This window comes from Halopseudomonas salina (assembly GCF_008641105.1).
The window spans coordinates 730273-752206 of record NZ_VTTI01000001.1; the positions used below are offsets into that span (position 1 = coordinate 730273).

Genomic DNA, 21934 nt, shown 5'->3' on the forward strand with positions numbered 1-21934 from the left:
TGTGCGGTGCACACGGTCTGCTTGTGGCTTGCAGCTTGTCGCTTGCGGCTCATGTTAGAGAATATACCGCGACAGATCCTCGTTGACCGCCAGCTCGCCCAGATGCTTGTCCACGTAGGCGGCATCGATCACTATTGCCGAGCCGTCCTGCTTGGACGCAAGGTCTCCTGCATTGAAGGAGATCTCTTCCAGCAATCGTTCCAGCACCGTGTGCAGGCGGCGTGCGCCGATGTTTTCAGTTTTTTCGTTCACCTGCCAGGCAATTTCTGCAAGCCGGGTTATGGCATCGTCGGCAAACTCAATGGTCAGACCTTCGGTATGCATCAACGCACGATATTGTTCGGTCAGAGACGCATCAGGCTCAGTGAGAATGCGTTCGAAGTCGCCCGGCGTCAGGGACTTGAGTTCAACCCGGATGGGTAGACGACCCTGCAGTTCGGGAATCAGATCCGAGGGTTTGGTGAGGTGAAACGCGCCAGACGCAATGAACAGGATATGGTCGGTCTTGACCATGCCGAACTTGGTATTCACCGTACAACCTTCGATCAGCGGCAGCAGGTCGCGCTGAACGCCCTCACGTGAGACATCGGCACCGCTGCCGCTGTCTGCGCGTTTGCTGACCTTGTCGATTTCGTCGAGAAACACGATGCCGTTCTGCTCGACCGCTTCTATGGCTTTGGACTTCAGCTCTTCCTCATTGACCAGGCGCGCGGCTTCCTCGTCGCGAATCAATTTGAATGCTTCCTTGACGGTCAGCTTGCGCGTTTTACGCTTGTCCTTGCCGAAGCTGGAGAACATGTTCTGCAACTGGCTGGTCATTTCTTCCATGCCCGGCGGGGTCATGATCTCAACGCCGACAGGAGTGTCAGCCACGTCGATCTCGATTTCCTTGTCATCCAGCTGGCCTTCGCGCAGCCGCTTGCGAAACAGCTGGCGGGTACTGTTATCTTCCCTTGCTGGCTGGTCGCTGGCACCCTGCCGGGCTGGCGGCAGAAGCGCATCTAGAATCCGTTCTTCGGCTGCATCCTCGGCGCGGTGCCCCATCTTGGCCATTTCCTGCACCCGCAGCATCTTCAGCGCTGCATCAACCAGGTCGCGAATAATCGACTCAACGTCACGGCCGACGTAACCGACCTCGGTAAACTTGGTAGCTTCCACCTTGATGAACGGAGCCTGGGCGAGCTTGGCCAGGCGCCGGGCGATTTCGGTTTTGCCGACACCGGTCGGGCCGATCATCAGAATGTTTTTTGGGGTCACCTCGTTACGCAATGCATCGGGCAGCTGCTGACGCCGCCACCGATTACGCAGGGCGATGGCGACGGCTCGCTTGGCGTCCTGCTGGCCGATGATGTGGCGGTCCAGTTCATGGACAATCTCGCGTGGGGTCATGGACATGCTTGTGATTCCGGCCGCCTCAGGTATTGGCGTCCAGCTCCTCGATTGTCTGGTTGTGGTTGGTATAGATGCAGATTTCACCGGCAATGTTCAAGCTCGATTCGACTATTTCGCGGGCCGACAGCTCGGTATGCCGTAGCAGGGCGGTGGCAGCAGACTGGGCGAAGGGGCCGCCGGAGCCGATGGCGATCAACCCTTCTTCGGGTTCAATCACATCGCCGTTACCGGTGATGATCAGGGATGCATCCTTGTTGGCTACGGCCAGCAGGGCTTCGAGACGGCGCAGTGCGCGGTCGGTGCGCCAGTCCTTGGCCAGCTCTACCGCAGCACGTACCAGGTTGCCCTGGTGTTTTTCCAGCTGGGCTTCGAAGCGCTCGAAGAGCGTAAAGGCATCGGCGGTGCCGCCGGCAAACCCGGCGATGACCTGGTCCTTGTAAAGCCGGCGTACTTTGCGGGCGTTGCCCTTCATGACGGTATTGCCCAGGGAAACCTGGCCATCGCCGCCAATCACGACCTTGCCGTGTCGACGAACTGAAACGATTGTAGTCACGCGCAACTCCTGGTTGGCTGGTCTGAGTGAAGCAGCAGGGCACGCCTGAACACGCCCCTTTCAATCTATCTTGGGGCGCCCATGACTATTTCAAGTTTCGATTCTGGCTAGTACTGCCGGAACAGCCCCGAACAGGGCTGCTATCAGGGCTTGGCGTCGCGCTGCTGCAGTAACAGATTGTCGAATCCGTTTCCGGTCAGGACCTGCTGAGCCTGGCTCAGCTTGGTGCGGTCGGTATAGGGGCCCACCTGCACGCGGTACCAGACATCACCGCTATCGAGCCGTGCGTCTTCCAGCCGCACATCCAGACCCAGCAGTAGAATCTGAGCCCGGACCCTATCAGCCTCGGACTGCTTGCGAAAGGAACCCGCTTGCAGAAAGAAACGGGTGCCGGTTTCCGTGGTCGTTTCGGTTGAGCTCTGCGTAGTGCCTTCGTCTGCGGGAGGTTCCGGTGTCACAGCGCCCTGTGGCACTATGACTTCCGACTCGGGCAGCAACGTATAAAAGTCGTAGCGTGGCTCCTCGCTTGCCTTGCTGCTCTGGCTCGGGGGCGGCGGTGGTGGCGTCTTGTCACGTTTGACGGTCTCGCTTCCAGGCTCTAACTGCAACAGAAAGGCCACGAACAGACCAATGGCCAGTCCGCTGACCAGCCAGAGCCAGCCTGGAACCGGGCGTCGAGGTGCGGGCTGCTGACGGCTTGCGCCGCGTCTGGGGGCTTTGCGTGCTTTGGCCATACTGCTTACATGCGCTCCAGGGTGTCGATGCCGAGCAGGTTGAGTCCCTGCTGCAGAGTCCGGCCGGTCAAGGCTGCCAGCCTTAGGCGGCTATCGCGGTCGGCGGGTTTTTCAGCCGCCAGAATCGGGCACAGCTCGTAGAAACTGGAGAACCGGCCAGCCAGTTCATACAGGTAGTGGCAGAGTACATGAGGCGTGCCCTCCCGGGCGACATAATCCAGTGTCTGGGCGAACTGTGACAGGTGTGCACCGAGTTCGACCTCGGCCGGTTCCTGGAGTTGCATTGCACCCAGGTCGTCAACGTGCTCCATGCTGCGTTCGAGCTTGCGGAACACACTGGCGACACGGGTGTAGGCATACATCAGGTATGGCGCAGTATTGCCTTCAAAGCTCAACATTTGCTCGAAGTTGAAGTTGTAGTCACTGCTGCGGTGTTTGGACAGGTCGGCGTATTTTACCGCCCCAATGCCTACCGCGTGGCCAATCTGTCTCAGCTCGTTTTCAGCCAGCTCGGGATTCTTTTGTGCGACCAACTGGTGTGCCCGCTCCTCTGCTTCGTCGAGCAGATCCGTAAGCTTGATTGTGCCCCCGGAGCGCGTCTTGAAGGGCCGCCCATCGGGGCCGTTCATGGTGCCAAAACCCATGTGCTCAAGCTGCATGCTCTCGGGTACAAAACCGGCCAGGCGGGCAACTGCAAATACCTGCTGAAAATGCAGGGCCTGGCGCTGGTCGACGAAGTACAGCACGCGATCAGCTCCAAGCGCGCTATGGCGGTATCGCATGGCGGCCAGGTCTGACGTCGCATACAGGTAACCGCCGCCGGCCTTCTGGATAATCACTGGTAGGGGATTGCCCTCGGCGTTCTTGAACTGCTCGAGGAATACACACTGGGCGCCCTGACTTTCCGTTAGTAGACCTGTGGTGCGAAGCTGGTCCACTACGCTGGCAAGCTGATCGTTGTAGGCGCTCTCGCCGCGCACATCAGCGGTACGCAGACTGACGCCGAGGCGTTCGTATACGGCCTGGCAGTGCCCCAGCGAGATGCGATTGAATCTCTCCCATAGCGCCAGGCATTGTGGGTCGCCGGCCTGCAGCTGGACAACGCGCTCACGGGCACGGTCAGCGAATTCGGGGCTTTCATCAAAGCGCTGCTTGGCCTGGCGATAGAAGTTTTCCAGATCAGCCAGCTCGGCCTCTGCGTCTACGCTGTGTTCTTCCAGGTAGGCCAGTAGCATGCCGAACTGGGTGCCCCAGTCGCCTACGTGGTTCTGGCGCACCACCTCGTGTCCAAGGTATTCGAGAACCCGGGTCACAGCGTCGCCAATGATCGTCGAGCGTAAATGACCGACGTGCATTTCCTTTGCCAGGTTGGGTGATGAGTAATCCACTACGACGCGTTGTACCGGGTGGGCTGCCGGTACGCCGAGCCGCTCATGTTGCAGGGCTTCATCCAATCGGGCGGCGAGCCATTGCTTGCTCTGGAAAATATTGATAAATCCCGGGCCGGCGATGCCGATCTCTGCAACGGCCTCGTGTTCGGGCATGGCAGCGACGATCTTTTCGGCCAGATCCCTGGGCTTCATTCTCGCAGGCTTGGCCAGGGTCATGGCCAGATTGCTGGCAAAGTCGCCGTGTGCCTTGTCTCGAGCTATCTCGACCTGGATCGAGGGGATCAGGTCGGCGGGCAGTACGCCCTCATTCTGCAGGCGAGTGACGGCGCTGGCGAGCAACTGACTGATAAGGTTCTTCATAAGCGATCGGGTATCCGGCATGTGCCTGTGGAAAGCCGGCCATTATCCGCGTTCGACCGGGGATTGCCAAATCTGTGTTGGCCGCGTGGCCGCGGGAACAATCCTAGAACATGTCCAACGGATCGACATCAATCGACCAGCGCACCTTGCGGCCCAGGCTGTGGCTCTCCAGGCTTATCAGCCAGTGATGTAACAATTGGTGCAATGCGGAGCGATGGGGCGCCTGTACCAGCAACTGGGCGCGGTAACGCCCGGCGCGTCGTTCCATCGGTGATGCGACCGGACCGAGCAGGTCGACTTTCTCAAGGGCCAGATCAACGCACAGCTGCTCGGCAAGCTCGCAGGCTGATTCAAGAAACTCATTGGCGATAGCCGCGTTATTGGCCTCGGCGCGCAGCAGTGCGATAAAGCTGCAGGGAGGCAGCCCGGCCTTTTCCCGGCCATTCAGTTCGTTCTGGGCTATGGTGGCATAGCCATGCTCGGTCAGATCGATCAGCAACTGATGTTCGGCCATGTGGGTCTGGATCAATACCTGCCCGGGCTTTTCCGCCCGACCGGCGCGCCCGGCCACCTGGGTGATCATCTGGGCCATGCGCTCGGGGCCGCGAAAGTCCGAAGAGAACAGCCCGCCATCGGCATCCAGGATGGCGACCAGTGTGACGTCTGGAAAGTGGTGCCCCTTTGCCAGCATTTGAGTGCCGACGAGCAGACAGGGCTGGCCGGTCTGGATGCGCGCCAGCATGTCCTGCATAGCCTTCTTACGTGACATGCTTTCGCGATCAATACGCAGCACCGGAAACTCCGGAAAACAGCTGACCAGATGTTCCTCGGTCCGCTCGGTACCTGCGCCGATGGAGCGCAGCTCGGTGCTCTGGCATTTTGGACATTCCGTATCAACTGGCCGTTGGCTGTCGCAGTGGTGGCAATGCAGCCTTGGCGGCGACTGATGCACCGTCATGCGCGCATCGCAACGGGTACATTCAGCCATCCAGCCGCAGTCGTGGCACATCAGCGTGGGTGCGAAACCGCGGCGGTTGATAAATACCAGCACCTGGTTGCCCTTGCTCAAATGCTCGCCAATGGCTTCGATCATCGGACGACACAGTCCTGCCTCCAGCTTGCGGCTGCGGATGTCGATGCATTGAAAGGTGGGCGGCTTTGCATTGCCAGCGCGTTCCGTGAGGCGCAAGTGCTGGTAGCGTCCGCGTCTGACGTTATAGAGGCTTTCCAGTGAGGGTGTGGCAGACCCGAGAATGATTGGGGTTTTCTCCAGATATGCGCGATAAACCGCCAGGTCACGGGCGTTATAGCGCAGCCCTTCCTGTTGCTTGAAAGACAGGTCATGCTCTTCGTCGACAATGATCAGGCCGGGCCGTGCCAGGGGGGTGAATATCGCCGAGCGGGTACCGATCACGATACCGGCTTCTCCATCCCGGGCTGCGACCCATGCATCCAGGCGCTCGCGGTCGTTGAGGCCAGAGTGCAGGATCACCACCGGCACACTGAAGCGGCGTTGAAAGCGCTCCAGGGTTTGAGGCGTGAGGCCGATCTCGGGAATCAGCACCAGCACCTGACGGCCTTCGCCCAGGCAGTGCTCTATGGCCTGAAGATAAATTTCGGTCTTGCCGCTGCCAGTGACCCCGTCGAGGAGCCATGCGGTGAAACCTGACTGTGCCTTTATAGCGTCCAACGCGGCGACTTGTTGCGAGTTGGGTGTCAGCCGGGGCTCGCGTAATAGCGGAAGCGGCTCATTGGTGTGGTGATGAGATTGGCTGATACGTTGAACCAGGCCTTTTTTCTCCAGCGCTTCCAGTGTGTCGCGGCTCAGCCCCCACTGTGCGGTCAGTGCGTGGGAGAGACCATGGGGGTGCTTGGCCAGCAGCTGCACGGCTTGTTTCTGTTTGGCAGCGCGGCTGATCGCCGGATGCTCGGGATAGGCCCCGGGTAGCAGCTGCCAGAGGCGATCCTGGCGTGCAATGGCTGGCTCGCCCTGGCGCAAGAGTGTGGGCAGGGCGCAACTCAGGGTGTCGCCGAGTCCGTGCTGGTAGTAGCTGGCGGTCCAGCAGCACAGCTGCCATAGGGTTTCGGGCAGTAGTGGCTCAAGGTCGATCAGTTCGACGGCACGCTTTAATCGCGCGGGGGGGACGTCCGAGGCATCGCTCAACGAGGCAATGACGCCCACCATCTGACGCTGGCCGAAGGGCACACGAATGCGCTGGCCTGGACGCAGGTCTTTTGCGTGCGCCCCGCCGGGCGCGCGGTAATCGAAGAGTCGTCGCAGTGGCGAGGGCAGTGCGACCTGCAGTATGGGACCGGACACATTCGCTCCTTGGTTAGCCAGGCATGTTAGCATTACGGGCTGATTCGCATGAGACTTGCGTTGGCGTCCGTTTCTGGTATTATCGCTGGCCTATTTTAAGGTCTCTGCGCATTGGCGTCGGAACCGGCAGACAACCACAGTGCGGTGCCAGATCAAGTCGATCGGGTGGCGGCACACCTACCGAGGAAATATCCATGAAAGCTGATTTGCATCCTACTTACCAGGAAATCGAAGCTACCTGCAGCTGCGGCAACGTGATCAAGACCCGTTCCACACTGCAAAGCGGTATTCACCTGGACGTCTGCTCCGAGTGCCACCCCTTCTACACCGGCAAGCAGAAGATCCTCGACACCGGTGGCCGGATCGAGCGCTTCAAGCAGCGTTTCGGCGCCGTCAGCTCCAAGTAACATCAGTTTGTCTGGCCGCTCGAAAGTGCTGGCTATAAGACAAGCGAACAGAAAGGCGCTCCTCTGGAGCGCCTTTTTTGTTGCCTGGCTGTTTGCTCCCGCTGTGCAGGCAGATCCCTGCGCGCCGATTGGCAGAGGCAGCGAAGTAAGCAGCCGCTTTGTGATTGACGGCGATACGTTAGAGCTGACTGACGGCCGTCGCGTGCGCTTGATCGGCATCGACACTCCCGAGATGGGTCGACGTGGCGAGCCGGCCGAGCCCTTTGCCCAGGCGGCGAAAAAACGCTTGCAGCAACTGGTCGAGGCTTCCGGGCTACGGATGTACACGGGTGAGGAGCCAAGTGATCGCTACGGTCGGATTCTGGCTCATCTCCATGCGGCCGACGGTAGCAATATCGAAGCACAGATGTTGAAGGAGGGCCTGGGCTTTGCTCTGGTGGTCCCGCCCAATGACGCAATGGCTGACTGCCATGGCCTGGCTGAGCGACAAGCTCGCAGCCTTGATCGCGGGATCTGGAGTCGCTCACCGGTCATCCGCGCCTCGGCATTGGAGGAGGGAGGGTTTACCATTATCAAGGGGCGTGTTGAGTCGGCTTCCGAAGGCGGTGGCCATCTATGGCTGGATCTTGACGGGCCGGTTACCCTGCGCATCGGTCGGGACGAGCGCGAGGCCTTTGACGCCAACCTCATTGAAGGCTCCCCCCGTCGCTGGGTTGGTCGCCATGTGGAGGCACGCGGCTGGGTAGTGGATCGCCAGCGTAAAGGGCAATCGCCAAAAACGTATAAAAGGTTCATGCTGCCAGTGCGCCATCCCTTCATGCTGGAGATCGACTGATGCGTTCGACATGCTTCCTTGTTTTGGCTTTTACACTTGTGCTTTTTCAGGGTTGTGCGGTCAATCCGGTTACCGGCAAGCAGGACTTCGTGATGATGTCCGAGAATCAGGAGCTGGCGATGGGCCGTCAGGCCAATGCGCAAATCAGTCAGCAGATGCCCATGGTGGATAATCCCGCGCTGCAGGCTTATGTGCAAAACATTGGCGAAGAGCTGGCGCGCAACAGTCACCGCAGTAACCTCGAGTACCGTTTTCAGGTCGTTGACTCTGCGGATATCAATGCGTTTGCCTTGCCAGGCGGGTTTGTCTATATGAACCGTGGGCTGATGGCCTATATGAACTCTGAAGCCGAGCTGGCCGCTGTACTGGGGCACGAAATCGGTCATGTGACAGCCCGTCATGGCGTGCGTCAGCAGAGCATGGCCATGGGGTCGAGCTTGCTGGGCCAACTGGTTACAATTGGTACGGGGATCCCTGCCGCAGGTGACCTCAGCAATATGCTCGGCAGCGCTCTGGTCTCGGGCTATGGCCGCGACATGGAGCTGGAAGCGGACGGCCTGGGCGCCGAATATCTGGCCCGATCAGGCTATCGACCGGACGCCGTACTGGAGGTCATAGGAGTACTCAAGGATCAGGACACCTATGCCAGACAACAAGCCGAAGCACGGGGCAAGAAGGTTGAAAGTTACCACGGCCTTTTTGCCAGTCACCCCACCCACGATCAACGGTTGCAACAGGTGGTAGGGCAGGCCCAGGCATTATCCACTGGCGACAGCCAGCGCATCGGGCGCGACGTTTACCTCAAGGCGATCGAGGGAATGGTCTACGGTGACAGCGAAGCGCAGGGCGTCGTCCGTGATCAACGCTTTTATCATGTGCCATTGAATATGCGGCTTGACTACCCCTCGGGCTGGACTGTTCTCAACCGCCCGGATGTGGTTATCGGTCATACGTCTGATGAAAGTGCGTTCATTGCAATGACGCTTGAGACTGCGAATGCAGGATCGGATGTTAGCGAGCTGCTGCGCCAGCGTGCGGGAGGCCAACAACGGCTCGTTCAGGAGGAGAGGTTTTCCGGTTCCGGTTATCAGGGGGTCATGGCTATTCTGCCGGGTCAGAGCCCCCGCCGCGTGGGGGCGATCCTGCGCAAAGACCAGTTGTTTCTGTTCATCGGAGCGGTCCGTGGGCAGACCCGGCTGGAAAGCCACGATAGCGGATTTGTCAGCGTTATCCGCAGTTTTTCCGGGCTGAGTGCAGCTGACCGCAAGAAGGCCGCGCCGTTGCATATTCGCCTGGTGCGTACGGGCAAGGGTGATACCTATGCGCGCCTGGCACGTAACAGCCCGCTGGGCGATGAAGCAGAAGCGCGTTTACGCCTGCTAAACGGGCACTGGCCGGACGGGCAGCCAGAGGCAGGGCAGTGGCTCAAAGTTGTAAGATAATGTCCTTGACATTGATGCGGTGAATGATCTTGTTCAGACAGGTCCTTTTCTGTATTCTCGTCGACCCCGCATAAGCAACTTGACCGGAATATTGAACATGTCTGATTTGAGAACCGATGCACTCGACTATCATGCCAACCCACGTCCGGGCAAGCTGAGCGTCGAGCTGACAAAGCCTACCGCCACTGCCCGTGATCTCGCGCTTGCCTACAGCCCGGGTGTTGCAGAGCCGGTACGCGAAATCGCCAAGGACCCTCTCAATGCCTTCAAATACACCGGCAAGGGTAACCTGGTAGCTGTAATTTCCGATGGCACAGCCATTCTCGGCCTGGGTAACCTGGGTCCGTTGGCCAGCAAGCCGGTAATGGAAGGCAAGGGCGTGCTGTTCAAGCGTTTCGCCGGTATCGATGTTTTCGACATCGAAGTCGAATCCGAAAGCCCCCAGGCCTTCATCGATACAGTACGTCGCATCTCCTGCACCTTTGGCGGTATCAACCTTGAGGATATCAAGGCGCCAGAGTGCTTCGAGATTGAACGCGCGCTTGTCGAGCAGTGCAACATCCCGGTCTTTCACGATGATCAGCACGGCACCGCGATTGTGACTGCCGCGGCGATGATCAATGCGTTGGAGTTGGCTGACAAGAAGCTCGAAGATGCCAAGATCGTCTGCCTGGGTGCTGGCGCTGCGGCCATTGCCTGCATGAAGCTGTTGGTCAGCATGGGCTGCAAGGTCGAGAACATTTATATGCTCGATCGCAAAGGCGTGATCCACGCGGGCCGTGATGACCTGAACGAATACAAGGCCATCTTCGCTACCGAAACTGAGAAGCGCACTCTGGCCGACGCCATGAAGGGTGCCGATGTGTTCGTTGGCCTTTCCGGTCCGAACCTGCTCAAGCCGGCAGAGCTCAAGCTGATGGCGGAAAATCCCATCGTCTTCGCCTGCTCCAACCCTGATCCGGAAATCGATCCCGAGCTGGCCCATGCTTCGCGTCCGGACGTGATCATGGCTACCGGTCGGTCGGATTATCCTAACCAGGTCAACAACGTACTGGGCTTCCCCTTCATCTTCCGTGGTGCACTGGACGTACGTGCTACCCGTATCAACGAAGAAATGAAGATTGCTGCTGTTCACGCCATCCGCAAGCTGGCCAAGGAGCCGGTGCCGGAGTACGTTTCCGCAGCGTACGGCGGTATCAAGCTGGAGTTTGGTCGTGAATACATCATTCCCAAGCCAATGGATGTGCGCCTGATCGAGGAAGTGCCGGCTGCTGTCGCCCAGGCCGCCATTGATTCGGGTGTGGCTACACTGCCCTATCCAGCGCACTACCCGCTCAAGTCGGTAGAAGACTGCAAGTAAAGAGTCTGTGTAAGAAAAAACCCGCCCAGGCGGGTTTTTTTGTGTCAGCTGATAGTGTCCGGTGCCTCCAGGGTAATTTCTATCCCATCCTTTTGGGCAGCCAGATCTGCGATAAGCAGGCAGCCTGGCGGGCGATCCGGACTCTGTAGCAGCGCATGCGCCACCTCCGGCTCCAGCCACTGACGAAAGCAGCGGGCCATGGCGCGAGCTCCATAGCGACGATCAAAGCCCTGCTCGCCCAGCCAGCTCTTCAATCCGGGCCTGGCGACAAGTTGCACCTGGTGTCGGGCGAGCCGATTATTCAGTCGCTCCAGTGCGAGCTCGACCAGGACAGTCACTTGGTCATCGGTCAGTCGCTGATAAATCAATTGTTGATCAATCCGATTAAGAAACTCCGGAGCGAAGGCTTTTTCCAGGGCCAGCTTCTGCTGTTTATGCTCCTGCTGTGCCCGCCAGTTTTCCGGTAACCAGCGGCGCCAGCTGTTTTGCTGGCGCTGCTGCCAGTTCCAGATTGCCTGCGCGCCAATATTACTGGTCATGAAAATCAGGCTATTGCGGAAATCCAGTGTGGTAGTGCCGGAGCTGAGTCGCAGCTGACCGTTGTCAAAGATGTTCATCAATGCGCGAGTTACTGGTTCGCTGGCTTTCTCCAATTCATCGAATAGCACGATGCCCGGTTTGCCAAAACTGCCTTCAATTGCCTCTCGATCAAATAGGGTGTTGCCCTCCTTGCTACCGACATAACCCGGCGGTGCCCCGGTTAATGAGGCAGCGTAATGTTCCTGGGCCAGGGTGTTCATATCAATTCTGCACAGAGCATCTGCCCGGCCGTGAATGGCCTCTGCGAGCAGGCGTACTGTTTCGGTTTTGCCCACCCCGGTCGGTCCCATGAGCAACATGACGGCCAGTGGCTTGCGGGGGTCGCCCAATTCAGCCTTGGTCAGAGCCAGGCTCGCCGCTATCGCATCCAGCGCAGCATCCTGTCCGGTAATCCGCGAGCGTAACTGCTGCATGACCTTGTCCAGATCGAACAGGAATCGCGATTGACGCACGGGCGGCGCGTTGCCGCCCGTGCGCTGGTTGTGCTCGAGCACTTCATTGATAAAGGGCATTACCGACTCCACTCGTCAGCATCATGCGCCGGCTTCCTTGTCCTTACCCGGATGCGGTAGCTCGCCGACCGGGCAGTCTTTGACGCCGATGGTGCTGCGAGTCATCTTCTCGACATCGTCGCGCGCCTTTTCTGCGTCCAGAACCCAGGTGCGATAGAAGTCGAATGGGCAATCAGCCACACCACGGTCGCCGTCTCCGGAGTTATACACGCCGGTGTAGCCGCGGTGCAGAAGCTTGAACAGGTGATTCTGTGACTGATCATTGGCCCGTGCATCGCGGATCTGCGATACCGAGAGCTGAGCGTACTGGATCCCCATGTCCTCTTCGCCACATTCACCCAGGGTGCGGCCGTCAAAGCCGATAATCGCAGAGTGACCAAAGTAGGAATACACGCCGTCAAAACCGCTGGCATTGGCAACCGCCACATAGCAGTTGTTGGCCCAGGCCATGGACTTGGCCATCATTACCTGTTGTTCCTTGGCGGGGTACATATAGCCCTGGCAACGCACAATCAGTTCGGCGCCTTTCATTGCACAATCTCGCCAGATTTCCGGATAATTACCGTCATCACAGATAATCAGGCTGATTTTCATGCCCTTGGGGCCTTCCGACACATAGGTGCGGTCGCCGGGATACCAGCCTTCGATCGGGCACCAAGGAATGCACTTGCGGTATTTCTGCACGATCTCACCCTGATCATTAATCAGCACCAGGGTGTTATAGGGTGCCTTGTGCGGATGTTCCTCGTGTTGCTCGCCTGTGAGTGAAAAAATACCCCAGGTTTTAGCCTGCTTGCAGGCTTCACTGAATATGCGTGTTTCGTCACCTGGAATGGTCGCCGCGGTGGCCATCATCTCATCGTTGTCGTACATGATGCCCATGGTGCTGTATTCGGGAAACACCACCAGATCCATGCCGGGCAGGCCCTTTTTCATGCCGATGATCATATCCGCGATGTTGCGAGCGTTAGCCAGCACCTCTTCACGACTATGCAACCGTGGCATCTTGTAATTGACTACCGCGACACCCACGGTATCCGGGCTGCTGGAAATATCTCCATGACGCATTGGTTAATCCTCCGCTTGCTTGGGTTGGGAAGGTCAGTTGAGGTCAATCCCCAGTTTGCTGACCCGATAACGCAATTGTCTGAGGCTCAGGTTGAGTCGTCTGGCCGCCTCGGACTGGTTGTTATTGGTGTCTACCAGCGTCGCGCGAATCTGCGCGGCTTCATCCTGGTTGACCCAGTTATAGGAACGCCCATAGGGCCGTTGTCCGGGTCCGCTTGGTTGGTATGCTGTTGTTTCGGCTGTTCCGCTGATGCCAGGCTTCTCGCCGCTGGCATGCTGGGGAAGATTGATTGCACTTTCAGACGAGAGGCTGTGCTTGATTTTTGCGCCGCTTAGCGAGTCCTGGTCACTGGTCAAAGCCGTGCGCTCGAGGACGTTCTGCAATTGCCGGATATTGCCCGGCCAGTCAAAACGCTCGAGAACCTCGAAGGCATTCGCTTCCAGGCTCCAGTTACGTTCGTAGTGGTGATTGAGCTCGTTGAGAAAATGCAGCGCCAACTGGCGTATGTCTTCCTGGCGTTCACGCAGCGGCGGTAATTGCACGGGCACGACATGCAGGCGGTAGAACAGATCCAGACGAAACCGTCCCTGGTTGACGGATTCCTGCAGGTTGACGTGGGTGGCAGTAATCACGCGAAAGTCTACGGAGATGGCGCTGTCGCTACCTACTGGATCGACCTTTTTCTCCTGTAGTACGCGCAGCAACTTGGCTTGCAGTGCCAGTGGCATATCGCCGATCTCATCCAGAAACAGTGTGCCACCATCTGCCTGGACGATCTTGCCTTGCTTGTTCTGCGAGGCGCCGGTGAACGCACCTTTTGCATGACCAAAAAGTTCTGATTCGAGCAGGTCGGCGGGTATGGCGGCGCAATTGATGCAGATGAAGGGCTTCTCGCGGCGGTCGCTTTGCTGGTGCGTCATCCGCGCGAATTTTTCCTTACCAGTACCAGACTCGCCGAGCAGCATTACCGGCGCATCACTGCGAGCAACCTGAATAGTTGCACGCACAGCGTCCATCAGGGCCGGGCTGGTACCCAGGATACCGTGGGCCAGACTCTGCTTGAGCATGGCTTCGATCGCGATGCTGTGGCGCAGGTGCTGGTTTTCCTTGACCAGGTGAGCGGTTTGATCCACGACAAACTGGTGAATGCGCAGTACCTGCCCCACCATTGAGGCAGCGATACGCATCAGGCTGATGTCACCATCAAATGGTCTTTCATGCAGGCCTTCGCGCTGAACCGACAGCACACCGATCGGTCTTCCCGACTCTAGGATAGGCACTGCGATAAAGGTCATCCGTCCACCGGTATGGTTCGACAGCTCCGCAACCCGGTAGATGAATAGGGGCTCCTTGTTAACATCCGGGACCAGGCCGATCGAGCCGGTGCGCATGACGTAGCCGGTCACACCCTGATTGATATTGAGAGTAAATCGACCGGCTTTGAGATCCTCTGGGGATAATCCGTAGGAATAGCGCACCTCCATGGTGTTGGTCGCCGCCACGGGCAGGCTGACTCTTCCACAGTTGAGGCCATACAGCTGCGAAAGCAGACGAAGGATCCCCTGTATGGTTCGAGGAGCATCCAGTGGCTTTTCCAACAACTTGGCCATTTCCAGAATCACGACCAGTTCACGCTTCATCTGCTGGGCTGTCCCATCGGGCATGGTTATCACGGAATGCAGGCTCCTTGGATCGGGGACGAACTGGCCCCCTGTGGCCTGCGTCTTGGGCGTGCACCGGCTAGCTTGCGTTTAGCTCAGTGACTGATCATCCACGGACGTCGCGGACCACTCTGTTGCTTCAGGGGTGGTGGCTGCCCTTCGGCGCGAGGCTGATGGGTGCATTTACCTGAGCTGCAACAACTGTGCCCGTGGCCATGGCTGACTTTTGGTTGATGGGCGCTGCGCTCATTGGTTTCGTGAGCTGTACGCTGCTGGCGACTGAGTACCTGCAGCCGCGGCGCGCTTATCAGGCGCTGCATGGTCTGCCCGCAGGCGGGGCAGTCACGAGGGAGATTGCGTTCGGCACTGGGTAGCAAGGCTTCAAAAGCGCCACATTGGGGGCAGTCGAAATCGTATAGGGGCATAATGTGCTCTCTAACTGTGCGCTCAAGGGGGTGGCCGCCGCACCAAAATGGATACGACGGCCTGACCGAATCACTTATTCCATTTCGAGGTCGGTACTTCCGGGCTATTGACCGAGATCGTCGGGCCATCTGCGTTTGGCATGATGTCGAAGTCGAATATTTCGGTGGGAATCCACAGGGTGGCGCATACGTTGGGCACATCGACAATGCCACTGATGTGACCCTGGACAGGTGCAGTACCTAGCAATGAATAGGCCTGGGCGCCGCTGAAGCCGAATTTCTTCATATATTCGATGGCGTTCAGGCAGGCCTGGCGGTAGGCCACGTGGGCATCGAGATAATGTTGCTTGCCACTTTCATCAACAGAAATACCCTCGAATATCAGGTGCTTCTTGTAGCTTGGTGCCATGTCGCTGGGCTGGAAAATGGGGTTTTTCACGCCGTATTTCTTCACGCCATCCTTGATCAGATTGACCCGGATGTGGATCCAGCCAGCCATTTCAATGGCGCCACAGAAAGTGATCTCACCGTCGCCCTGGGAGAAGTGCAGATCGCCCATCGACAGTCCGCCACCTTTGACATAAACCGGGAAGAACACACGTGACCCCTTGGTCAGGTCCTTGATGTCGCAGTTCCCGCCGTGCTCCCGAGGTGGCACGGTGCGGGCGCCTTCGTTGGCAATCTTTGCGGCTACATCGCCTGTGGCGCGACCGGTATGGGCAGTGGGTGCGTAGGGCGGGTTGGCGAGACCTGGCACGCGATCCGGGTCGGTATCGATAAGGGCCTGTTCGCGTTTGTTCCATTCATCAAGCAATTCCTGGGAAGGCAAACAACCAATCAGGCCGGGGTGCATCAGGCCGATGAACTCCACACCGGGAATATGCCTGGACTTGGTGTAGATGCCATTGAAGTCCCAGATGGTCTTGCGCGCTTCCGGGTAGTGCTCTGTCAGGAACCCACCGCCGTTTTCCTTGGCAAATACGCCGTTGAAGCCCCACATCTGGTCGGCAAAGGCTCCCAGGTCGAGGATATCCACGACCATCAGGTCGCCGGGTTCTGCACCTTCTACTGCAACCGGGCCGCTAAGGTAGTGCACCTTGCTCAGGTCCACGTCGCGCACGTCATCGGCACTGTCGTTATTGGCAATCTGCCCGCCGGTCCAGTCCATGCACTCGATTATGAAGTCGTCACCTGGCTTGACTGTCGCTACCATCGGCACATCGGGATGCCAGCGGTTATGGATGGTGTCGTGCTCCTTCGGGCTCTTGCTCAGATCGATCTTGATCAATGTCTCGGCCATGACTGTGAATCCTCTGTGTGGGTGATGGCAATCGCGGCCAGATTCTGGCCAGTCATGATCCCAGAGCAGATGACGTGCCAGCTTTGTCATTAAAAGTAAAAATCGTTAATAATCAATGCGATATAAAGCAATAGTCAATTAATGTCAGCTTCTGGCTGCCACTGGATGTGACAATGTCAGATCTATCGGCTGGACATTGTCATGACAATGTCAGGTCCCGTTGGCGTGGGTAGATGAAGTCCAGCCCTGCGCTTTACGGCTCCCTAATCTGGTAGCGCGCATAGGTTGCTGATATTTATGGATTTATATCCATCAGCTAATAATTTTATGGATGACCTTGGCATGCTGGCACAAGGGTTGCTCAGGGTGTGTTGACAGGTAGACAAACCGTTCAGCGGATTTGCTTGCCGGTTTTACCCACATCTAGGAGATTCACCCTATGCAAGAATCGATACGCAAGATGCCAGCCTGGAAGCGCCACATGCTGGCGCTGGCGCTGGGCACGGGTTTGGGCGTGACCGGGATTGCCGGCGCTGCCGATTATCCGACCGATAAGGTTAATACCACCGGCCTGGCGGTTACCGATGACACTGTCAAGGTCGGTATCCTGCACTCCATTACTGGCACCATGGCCATCAGCGAAACGGGTTCGGTCGAAGCAGAAATGCTGGCCATCGAGCAGATCAACGCGATGGGCGGCGTTCTAGGCCGCCAGATCGAGATCGTGCAGGAAGATGGCGCCAGTGACTGGCCCACCTTTGCCGAGAAGTCCCGCAAGCTGCTGACACAGGACAAAGTAGCCGCCGTTTTCGGATGCTGGACATCGGCTTCACGCAAAGCAGTTCTGCCTGTATTCGAGAAAGAAAACGGGATGCTCTATTACCCGACGTTCTACGAAGGGCTTGAGCAATCCAAGAACGTAATCTACACAGGCCAGGAAGCAACCCAACAGATTCTTGCCGGCCTGGACTGGATAGCTGAAGAGAAAGACGCCAAGACGTTCTACCTGGTCGGCTCTGACTATATCTGGCCACGTACTTCCAACAAGATCGCCCGCAAGCACATCGAAAATGTACTGGGTGGCACCGTGGTTGGCGAGGAGTACTACCCACTGGGCAACACCAACTTCGGTTCGCTGATCAACAAGATCCGCCTGAAGAAGCCTGACGTGGTGTACTCCAGCATCGTCGGGGGTTCCAACGTTGCCTGGTGGAAGCAGTTGAATGCGGCTGGTATCACCGCTGACCGTCAGACCATCATGACCATCTCCGTAACCGAAGACGAAGTATTGGGCATTGGTGGCGAGAACATGGTGGGGTTCTATTCCTCCATGAAGTATTTCCAGTCGCTGGAAAACGACAACAACTCCGAATTTGTGAAGGCGTTCAAGGCTCGCTGGGGTGAAGACAGCGTGATTGGTGACGTTACTCAGGCTGCCTATCTCGGTCCCTGGCTGTGGAAAGCGGCTGTAGAAAAGGCCGGCAGCTTTGACGTCGATGCTGTTTCAGCAGCTTCACCGGACATCGAACTGACCAGCGCGCCTGAAGGCTACGTGAAGATTCACGGCAACAATCACCTCTGGAGCAAGCTGCGCGTCGGCGAATGGCAGGCAGACGGTCAAGCCAAGGTGGTTTACGAGTCTGAGCTGATCGAGCCAAACCCCTTCCCCGAAGGTTATCAATAAGTCCCTCCCATTAGCGTAAGTCAATATCGGTGCGGTCCTTGTTGACCGCACCGTTTCGAATCGAGGAGAGAGAACATGGGCGGATATTCCTCGCAGGAACTCACGGCCATTTTTGTCATGCAGGGGTTCAGTGGGCTTAGCCTGTTCTGTGTTTTCCTGCTGATGGCACTGGGTCTGGCGATTATTTTTGGACAGATGGGTGTTATCAATATGGCTCACGGGGAGTTCTTGACCCTGGGCGCCTATATCACCTGGTTGGTGTCTGTACTAGGCACCGAAATCTGGCCATGGATGGAGCACATCTATTTCCCCATTGCCATTCTGGCGGCTTTTACGGGGACATTCATTCTTGGCTACTTCGTCGAACGGCTCATGATTTGCCGATTATACAAGCGCCCACTGGATACGCTGCTGGCAACCTGGGGCTTGGGGCTGATCATGCAGCAGGCTTTTCGCTCCGGTTTCGGTCCGCGGGAAGTGAGCGTCAATCTTCCTCCGTGGTTGATGGGCTCCTGGGCTCCCACCGATATCATCGATATCCCGGTTAATGGCATGTTCGTGATGGTCGTCACCTTCTTCATTACCCTCGGGGTTGCCTTGCTACTGTACAAGTCACGCTGGGGCATAAAGGTGCGCGCTACTACTCAGAACCGTGCCATGGCCAATGCGGCGGGCATCAATACCCAGCGGGTGGACCGTTTCACTTTCGCACTGGGTTGCGGAATTGCCGGTGTTGCTGGAGCCGCTTTCACCACGATTGCTTCAACCGGCCCGACTACGGGGTCACTGTACATCGTCGACACCTTCCTGGTTGTGGTCTTCGGTGGTGCTGCAAGCATTCTGGGTACCGTGGTCTCAGCATTCGGCATCGCTCAGTCGCAATCGATTATGGAGTTTTTCCTCAGCGGTTCCATGGCCAAGGTTATCACTCTCACGGTCGTGGTCGGCATTCTGATGGTTCGTCCCCAGGGGCTCTTTGCAAGCAAGGTACGCCGGTGATCGGCGTGCCCGCTGGAGGTTATTGATATGCACAGATGGATAGCGGCATTTGGGGGAGGTCAACGGCTGCTGCAGCTGCTGGCGTTGGCGGTCTTACTGCTGGTCATTCTGCCCCTGACCCTGGATATATTCAGGCTCAATCTGTTGGGCAAGTATCTGACCTACGCCTTTGTTGCTGTGGGTCTGGTGCTGTGTTGGGGCTACGGGGGCATTCTGAGTCTGGGGCAGGGTATCTTTTTTGGTGTTGGCGGGTATTGCATGGCGATGTTCCTGAAGCTGGAATCGTCGGCTCCGGAATTCACATCGATACAGAGCACACCGGGTATTCCTGATTTCATGGACTGGAACCAGATCACCGAGTTGCCCTTGATGTGGTTACCGTTTCACAGCCTTACCCTGACCATTATTCTTATGCTTACCGTACCCGCTCTGATTGCCTTCTTTATTGGCTTTGCCATGTTCAAGCGTCGGGTAGGCGGGGTGTATTTCGCAATCATCACGCAGGCTATTGCCTCAATTGCGACCATTCTTATCGTCGGTCAGCAGGGTTATACCGGAGGTATCAATGGCATTACTGACCTGAGAACGCTGCTGGGCTGGGATATCCGATCCGATAGTGCGCGCTACATATTGTATTTCGTCTGCTGCGTCGCGCTGATCATTTGCCTTTTGATCGGTCAGTTCGTATTGGAAAGCCGTTTCGGCAAGCTGCTGATCGCCATGCGCGACCAGGAAGACCGAGTGCGTTTTTCCGGCTACGACGTAGCCAATATAAAGATCTTTGTATTTGCACTGGCAGCGGTATTTTCGGCTATCGGTGGCGCCATGTTTGCTTTGCAGGTGGGCTTCATGTCGCCTTCCTTCGTAGGCACGGTAGCCTCAATCGAGATGGTGATCTTTTGTGCCGTGGGCGGCAGGCTGTCGCTGATAGGCGCAGTATATGGCGCTCTGTTGGTCAATCTGGCCAAGACAATGCTGTCAGAAACCTTCCCACAGCTCTGGATCGTCTTCATGGGTGCGCTGTTCATTGGCGTGGTTCTCCTCTTCCCTCAGGGACTGGCCGGAATCTATAACGACTTCGTCAGGCCGCATTTGTCGCGACTGTTTGGGCGCTCGCAAAGAAAGGCAAGTGAGCCGGGTACTGGTCAGGAGGCACAGTCATGACTTCACCGATATTGTTGGCAATAGAAGATCTCACGGTTTCCTTTGATGGTTTCAAGGCAGTTGATGGTCTCAACCTTTATGTGGAGCGCAACGAGGTACGTGTTGTCATCGGGCCCAACGGTGCTGGGAAGACAACCTTGCTGGATCTGATATGCGGTAAGACACGTGCCTCTTCAGGCTCGATCATGTTCAAGAATACCGAGTTGACCAAGCTGGCGGAGAACCAGATCGTCAAGGCGGGCGTGGGGAGGAAGTTTCAGACTCCTTCGATCTATGAAAATCTGACTGTGCGCGAGAATCTTCAGCTGTCCTACCCCGGCGGGCGTACCGTCTTTGGCAGCCTGTTCTTCAAGACAACCGAGCACGTCACACAGCGCGTCTGTGAAGTGGCGGCGGATATTTTCCTAGAGGAGCGGCTGGATGTCAGTGCGGGCCTTTTGAGTCATGGGCAGAAGCAGTGGCTGGAAATAGGGATGCTTCTTATCCAGGATCCCGAGCTGCTCATGCTTGATGAGCCAGTAGCGGGTATGAGTGTGCCGGAGCGTGAGGCGACGGCTGACCTGTTACGGCGTATCAGCAATAACCGATCGGTGATCGTGATCGAGCATGATATGGATTTCGTAAAGGACATCGCCAACAAGGTCACTGTATTGCACCAGGGCAAGCTGCTTGCCGAGGGTAAAATGGATGATGTGCAGAAAAACGAAAAGGTCATCGAGGTCTACCTGGGCCACTAACAGAAGGAATCGAACATGCTGACTGTTCGCGATTTGCACGTAAGTTACGGAATGAGCGAAGTCATCCATGGTATTTCGCTGGATGTCGGAGCTAATGAAACGGTCGCAGTAATGGGTCGCAACGGCATGGGCAAGACGACGCTGTTCAAATCCCTTATCGGAATGCATCCGAGTAACAGTGGAAGTATCACCTTCAATGGCAAGGAGCTGAGCAATGCCCAGTCCTACCAGCGTGTGGCTAGTGGTATCGCATATGTGCCGCAGGGACGAATGGTATTTCCGACGTTGACAGTAGAGGAAAATATCATGGCTGGGCTGGAGGCCTCGGGGCGCAAGAAAGTACCGGGGGACATATATGAATTGTTTCCAGTGCTTCTTGAGATGCGTAGCCGCAAGGCGGGTAATCTTTCCGGTGGGCAGCAGCAGCAACTGGCTATTGGAAGAGCATTGGCTGCTGATCCCAAGATCCTGCTGCTTGATGAACCGACCGAGGGTATTCAGCCCTCTATCATCAAGCAGCTGGCAAGCACGCTTAACGACATCAAGCACGCGCGCAAAATCAGTATCGTGGTTTCCGAACAGGTGCTCAGCTTCGCTTTGGCGGTGGCTGACCGGATGCTGGTGATGGACAAGGGCGTCATCGTACATGAGGCAAGTGGCGACCAGATTGACCGGGCGCACATCAGCCGTTACCTCTCCGTGTGACCAGCGTGGTCGTACCCTCCACCCGTGAAAACGGGTGGAGGGTTTTTTTATGCCAGGTAAACGCAAAGAAGCCTTGACGGAAAAATCCCAGCCCCTATAATGCGCGTCTGCCCAGTCAGGGCGCTTTGTATAAAGCGCTTTACAATCAATAAGTTAGCGATAATTTAGGGGTTGACAGGGTAGATTGTTTTTTAATGATACGGCGACCACCGAGACAGCAGCACGATCGCTGATTCGGGTAAGTCAGAGAGATCTGAAAAGTTTCAAGGAAGCGGTTGACGGGG

At 57.2% G+C, this 21934-nt stretch carries 19 protein-coding genes; 9 read left to right on the forward strand and 10 right to left on the reverse strand.

Going from position 1 to position 21934, the window contains the following annotated elements; all coding sequences use genetic code 11:
- Positions 1-54 precede the first annotated feature (54 nt).
- From hslU to FZF01_RS03400, 5 genes are all read right to left on the reverse strand, one after another.
- Positions 55-1395 carry an ATP-dependent protease ATPase subunit HslU gene (gene hslU / locus FZF01_RS03380; RefSeq protein WP_150276670.1) on the reverse strand — a complete coding sequence of 447 codons (1341 nt, stop codon included), beginning with the start codon at positions 1393-1395 and terminating at the stop codon, positions 55-57.
- 19 nt (positions 1396-1414) lie between these two features.
- On the reverse strand, positions 1415-1945 hold the full coding sequence (gene hslV, locus FZF01_RS03385; protein WP_150276671.1) for an ATP-dependent protease subunit HslV: 531 nt from the start codon (positions 1943-1945) through the stop codon (positions 1415-1417).
- 143 nt (positions 1946-2088) lie between these two features.
- Entirely contained in the window at positions 2089-2679 is a 591-nt protein-coding gene (locus FZF01_RS03390; RefSeq protein WP_150276672.1) for an SPOR domain-containing protein, read from the reverse strand.
- 5 nt (positions 2680-2684) lie between these two features.
- A complete protein-coding gene (gene argS, locus FZF01_RS03395) occupies positions 2685-4430 on the reverse strand; it encodes an arginine--tRNA ligase (protein ID WP_150276673.1) in 1746 nt (581 codons plus the stop codon).
- A gap of 103 nt (positions 4431-4533) precedes the next feature.
- Positions 4534-6750, reverse strand: coding sequence for a primosomal protein N' (locus FZF01_RS03400; protein WP_150276674.1), 2217 nt, complete (start codon positions 6748-6750; stop codon positions 4534-4536).
- 194 nt (positions 6751-6944) lie between these two features.
- On the opposite strand from FZF01_RS03400, the gene rpmE reads away from it, so the two are divergent.
- From rpmE to FZF01_RS03420, 4 genes are all read left to right on the forward strand, one after another.
- On the forward strand, positions 6945-7157 hold the full coding sequence (gene rpmE, locus FZF01_RS03405) for a 50S ribosomal protein L31 (protein ID WP_150276675.1): 213 nt from the start codon (positions 6945-6947) through the stop codon (positions 7155-7157).
- Positions 7158-7317: 160 nt separating this feature from the next.
- Positions 7318-7992 (forward strand): thermonuclease family protein, encoded by a 675-nt coding sequence (locus tag FZF01_RS03410; RefSeq protein WP_223825366.1) that lies wholly within the window; start codon positions 7318-7320, stop codon positions 7990-7992.
- A complete protein-coding gene (locus FZF01_RS03415) occupies positions 7992-9434 on the forward strand; it encodes a M48 family metalloprotease (RefSeq protein ID WP_150276676.1) in 1443 nt (480 codons plus the stop codon). The genes FZF01_RS03410 and FZF01_RS03415 overlap by 1 nt, the downstream gene beginning before the upstream one ends.
- A gap of 97 nt (positions 9435-9531) precedes the next feature.
- Entirely contained in the window at positions 9532-10794 is a 1263-nt protein-coding gene (locus FZF01_RS03420) for a malic enzyme-like NAD(P)-binding protein (RefSeq protein WP_150276677.1), read from the forward strand.
- A 44-nt stretch (positions 10795-10838) separates the two neighbouring features.
- On the opposite strand, the gene FZF01_RS03425 is transcribed toward FZF01_RS03420, so the two are convergent.
- The 5 genes from FZF01_RS03425 to fmdA all read right to left on the reverse strand — a co-directional run bounded on the left by FZF01_RS03425 (position 10839) and on the right by fmdA (position 16361).
- Positions 10839-11906, reverse strand: a complete 1068-nt coding sequence (locus FZF01_RS03425; protein WP_150276678.1) for an AAA family ATPase — start codon at positions 11904-11906, stop codon at positions 10839-10841.
- Positions 11907-11927: 21 nt separating this feature from the next.
- A complete protein-coding gene (locus tag FZF01_RS03430; RefSeq protein WP_150276679.1) occupies positions 11928-12974 on the reverse strand; it encodes an aliphatic amidase in 1047 nt (348 codons plus the stop codon).
- A gap of 33 nt (positions 12975-13007) precedes the next feature.
- Complete coding sequence (locus tag FZF01_RS03435) at positions 13008-14639, reverse strand: sigma-54-dependent Fis family transcriptional regulator (RefSeq protein ID WP_150276744.1); 1632 nt, start codon at positions 14637-14639, stop codon at positions 13008-13010.
- 92 nt (positions 14640-14731) lie between these two features.
- Entirely contained in the window at positions 14732-15061 is a 330-nt protein-coding gene (locus FZF01_RS03440; RefSeq protein ID WP_150276680.1) for an FmdB family zinc ribbon protein, read from the reverse strand.
- A 70-nt stretch (positions 15062-15131) separates the two neighbouring features.
- A complete protein-coding gene (gene fmdA, locus FZF01_RS03445; RefSeq protein ID WP_150276681.1) occupies positions 15132-16361 on the reverse strand; it encodes a formamidase in 1230 nt (409 codons plus the stop codon).
- Positions 16362-16800: 439 nt separating this feature from the next.
- Between fmdA and urtA the strand changes: the two genes are divergently transcribed.
- From urtA to urtE, 5 genes are all read left to right on the forward strand, one after another.
- Positions 16801-18045: an urea ABC transporter substrate-binding protein gene (gene urtA / locus FZF01_RS03450; protein ID WP_150276682.1), complete on the forward strand. Its 1245-nt coding sequence runs from the start codon at positions 16801-16803 to the stop codon at positions 18043-18045.
- A gap of 75 nt (positions 18046-18120) precedes the next feature.
- Positions 18121-19044 (forward strand): urea ABC transporter permease subunit UrtB, encoded by a 924-nt coding sequence (urtB, locus tag FZF01_RS03455; protein WP_150276683.1) that lies wholly within the window; start codon positions 18121-18123, stop codon positions 19042-19044.
- Between the two features lie 27 nt (positions 19045-19071).
- Positions 19072-20208, forward strand: coding sequence for an urea ABC transporter permease subunit UrtC (gene urtC, locus FZF01_RS03460; RefSeq protein ID WP_150276684.1), 1137 nt, complete (start codon positions 19072-19074; stop codon positions 20206-20208).
- Complete coding sequence (urtD, locus tag FZF01_RS03465) at positions 20205-20945, forward strand: urea ABC transporter ATP-binding protein UrtD (RefSeq protein WP_150276685.1); 741 nt, start codon at positions 20205-20207, stop codon at positions 20943-20945. The genes urtC and urtD overlap by 4 nt, the downstream gene beginning before the upstream one ends.
- Before the next feature lie 15 nt (positions 20946-20960).
- The gene (gene urtE, locus FZF01_RS03470; protein ID WP_150276686.1) at positions 20961-21650 is read left to right on the forward strand and encodes an urea ABC transporter ATP-binding subunit UrtE; all 690 of its coding nucleotides are present in this window, start codon (positions 20961-20963) and stop codon (positions 21648-21650) included.
- Positions 21651-21934: the final 284 nt, after the last annotated feature.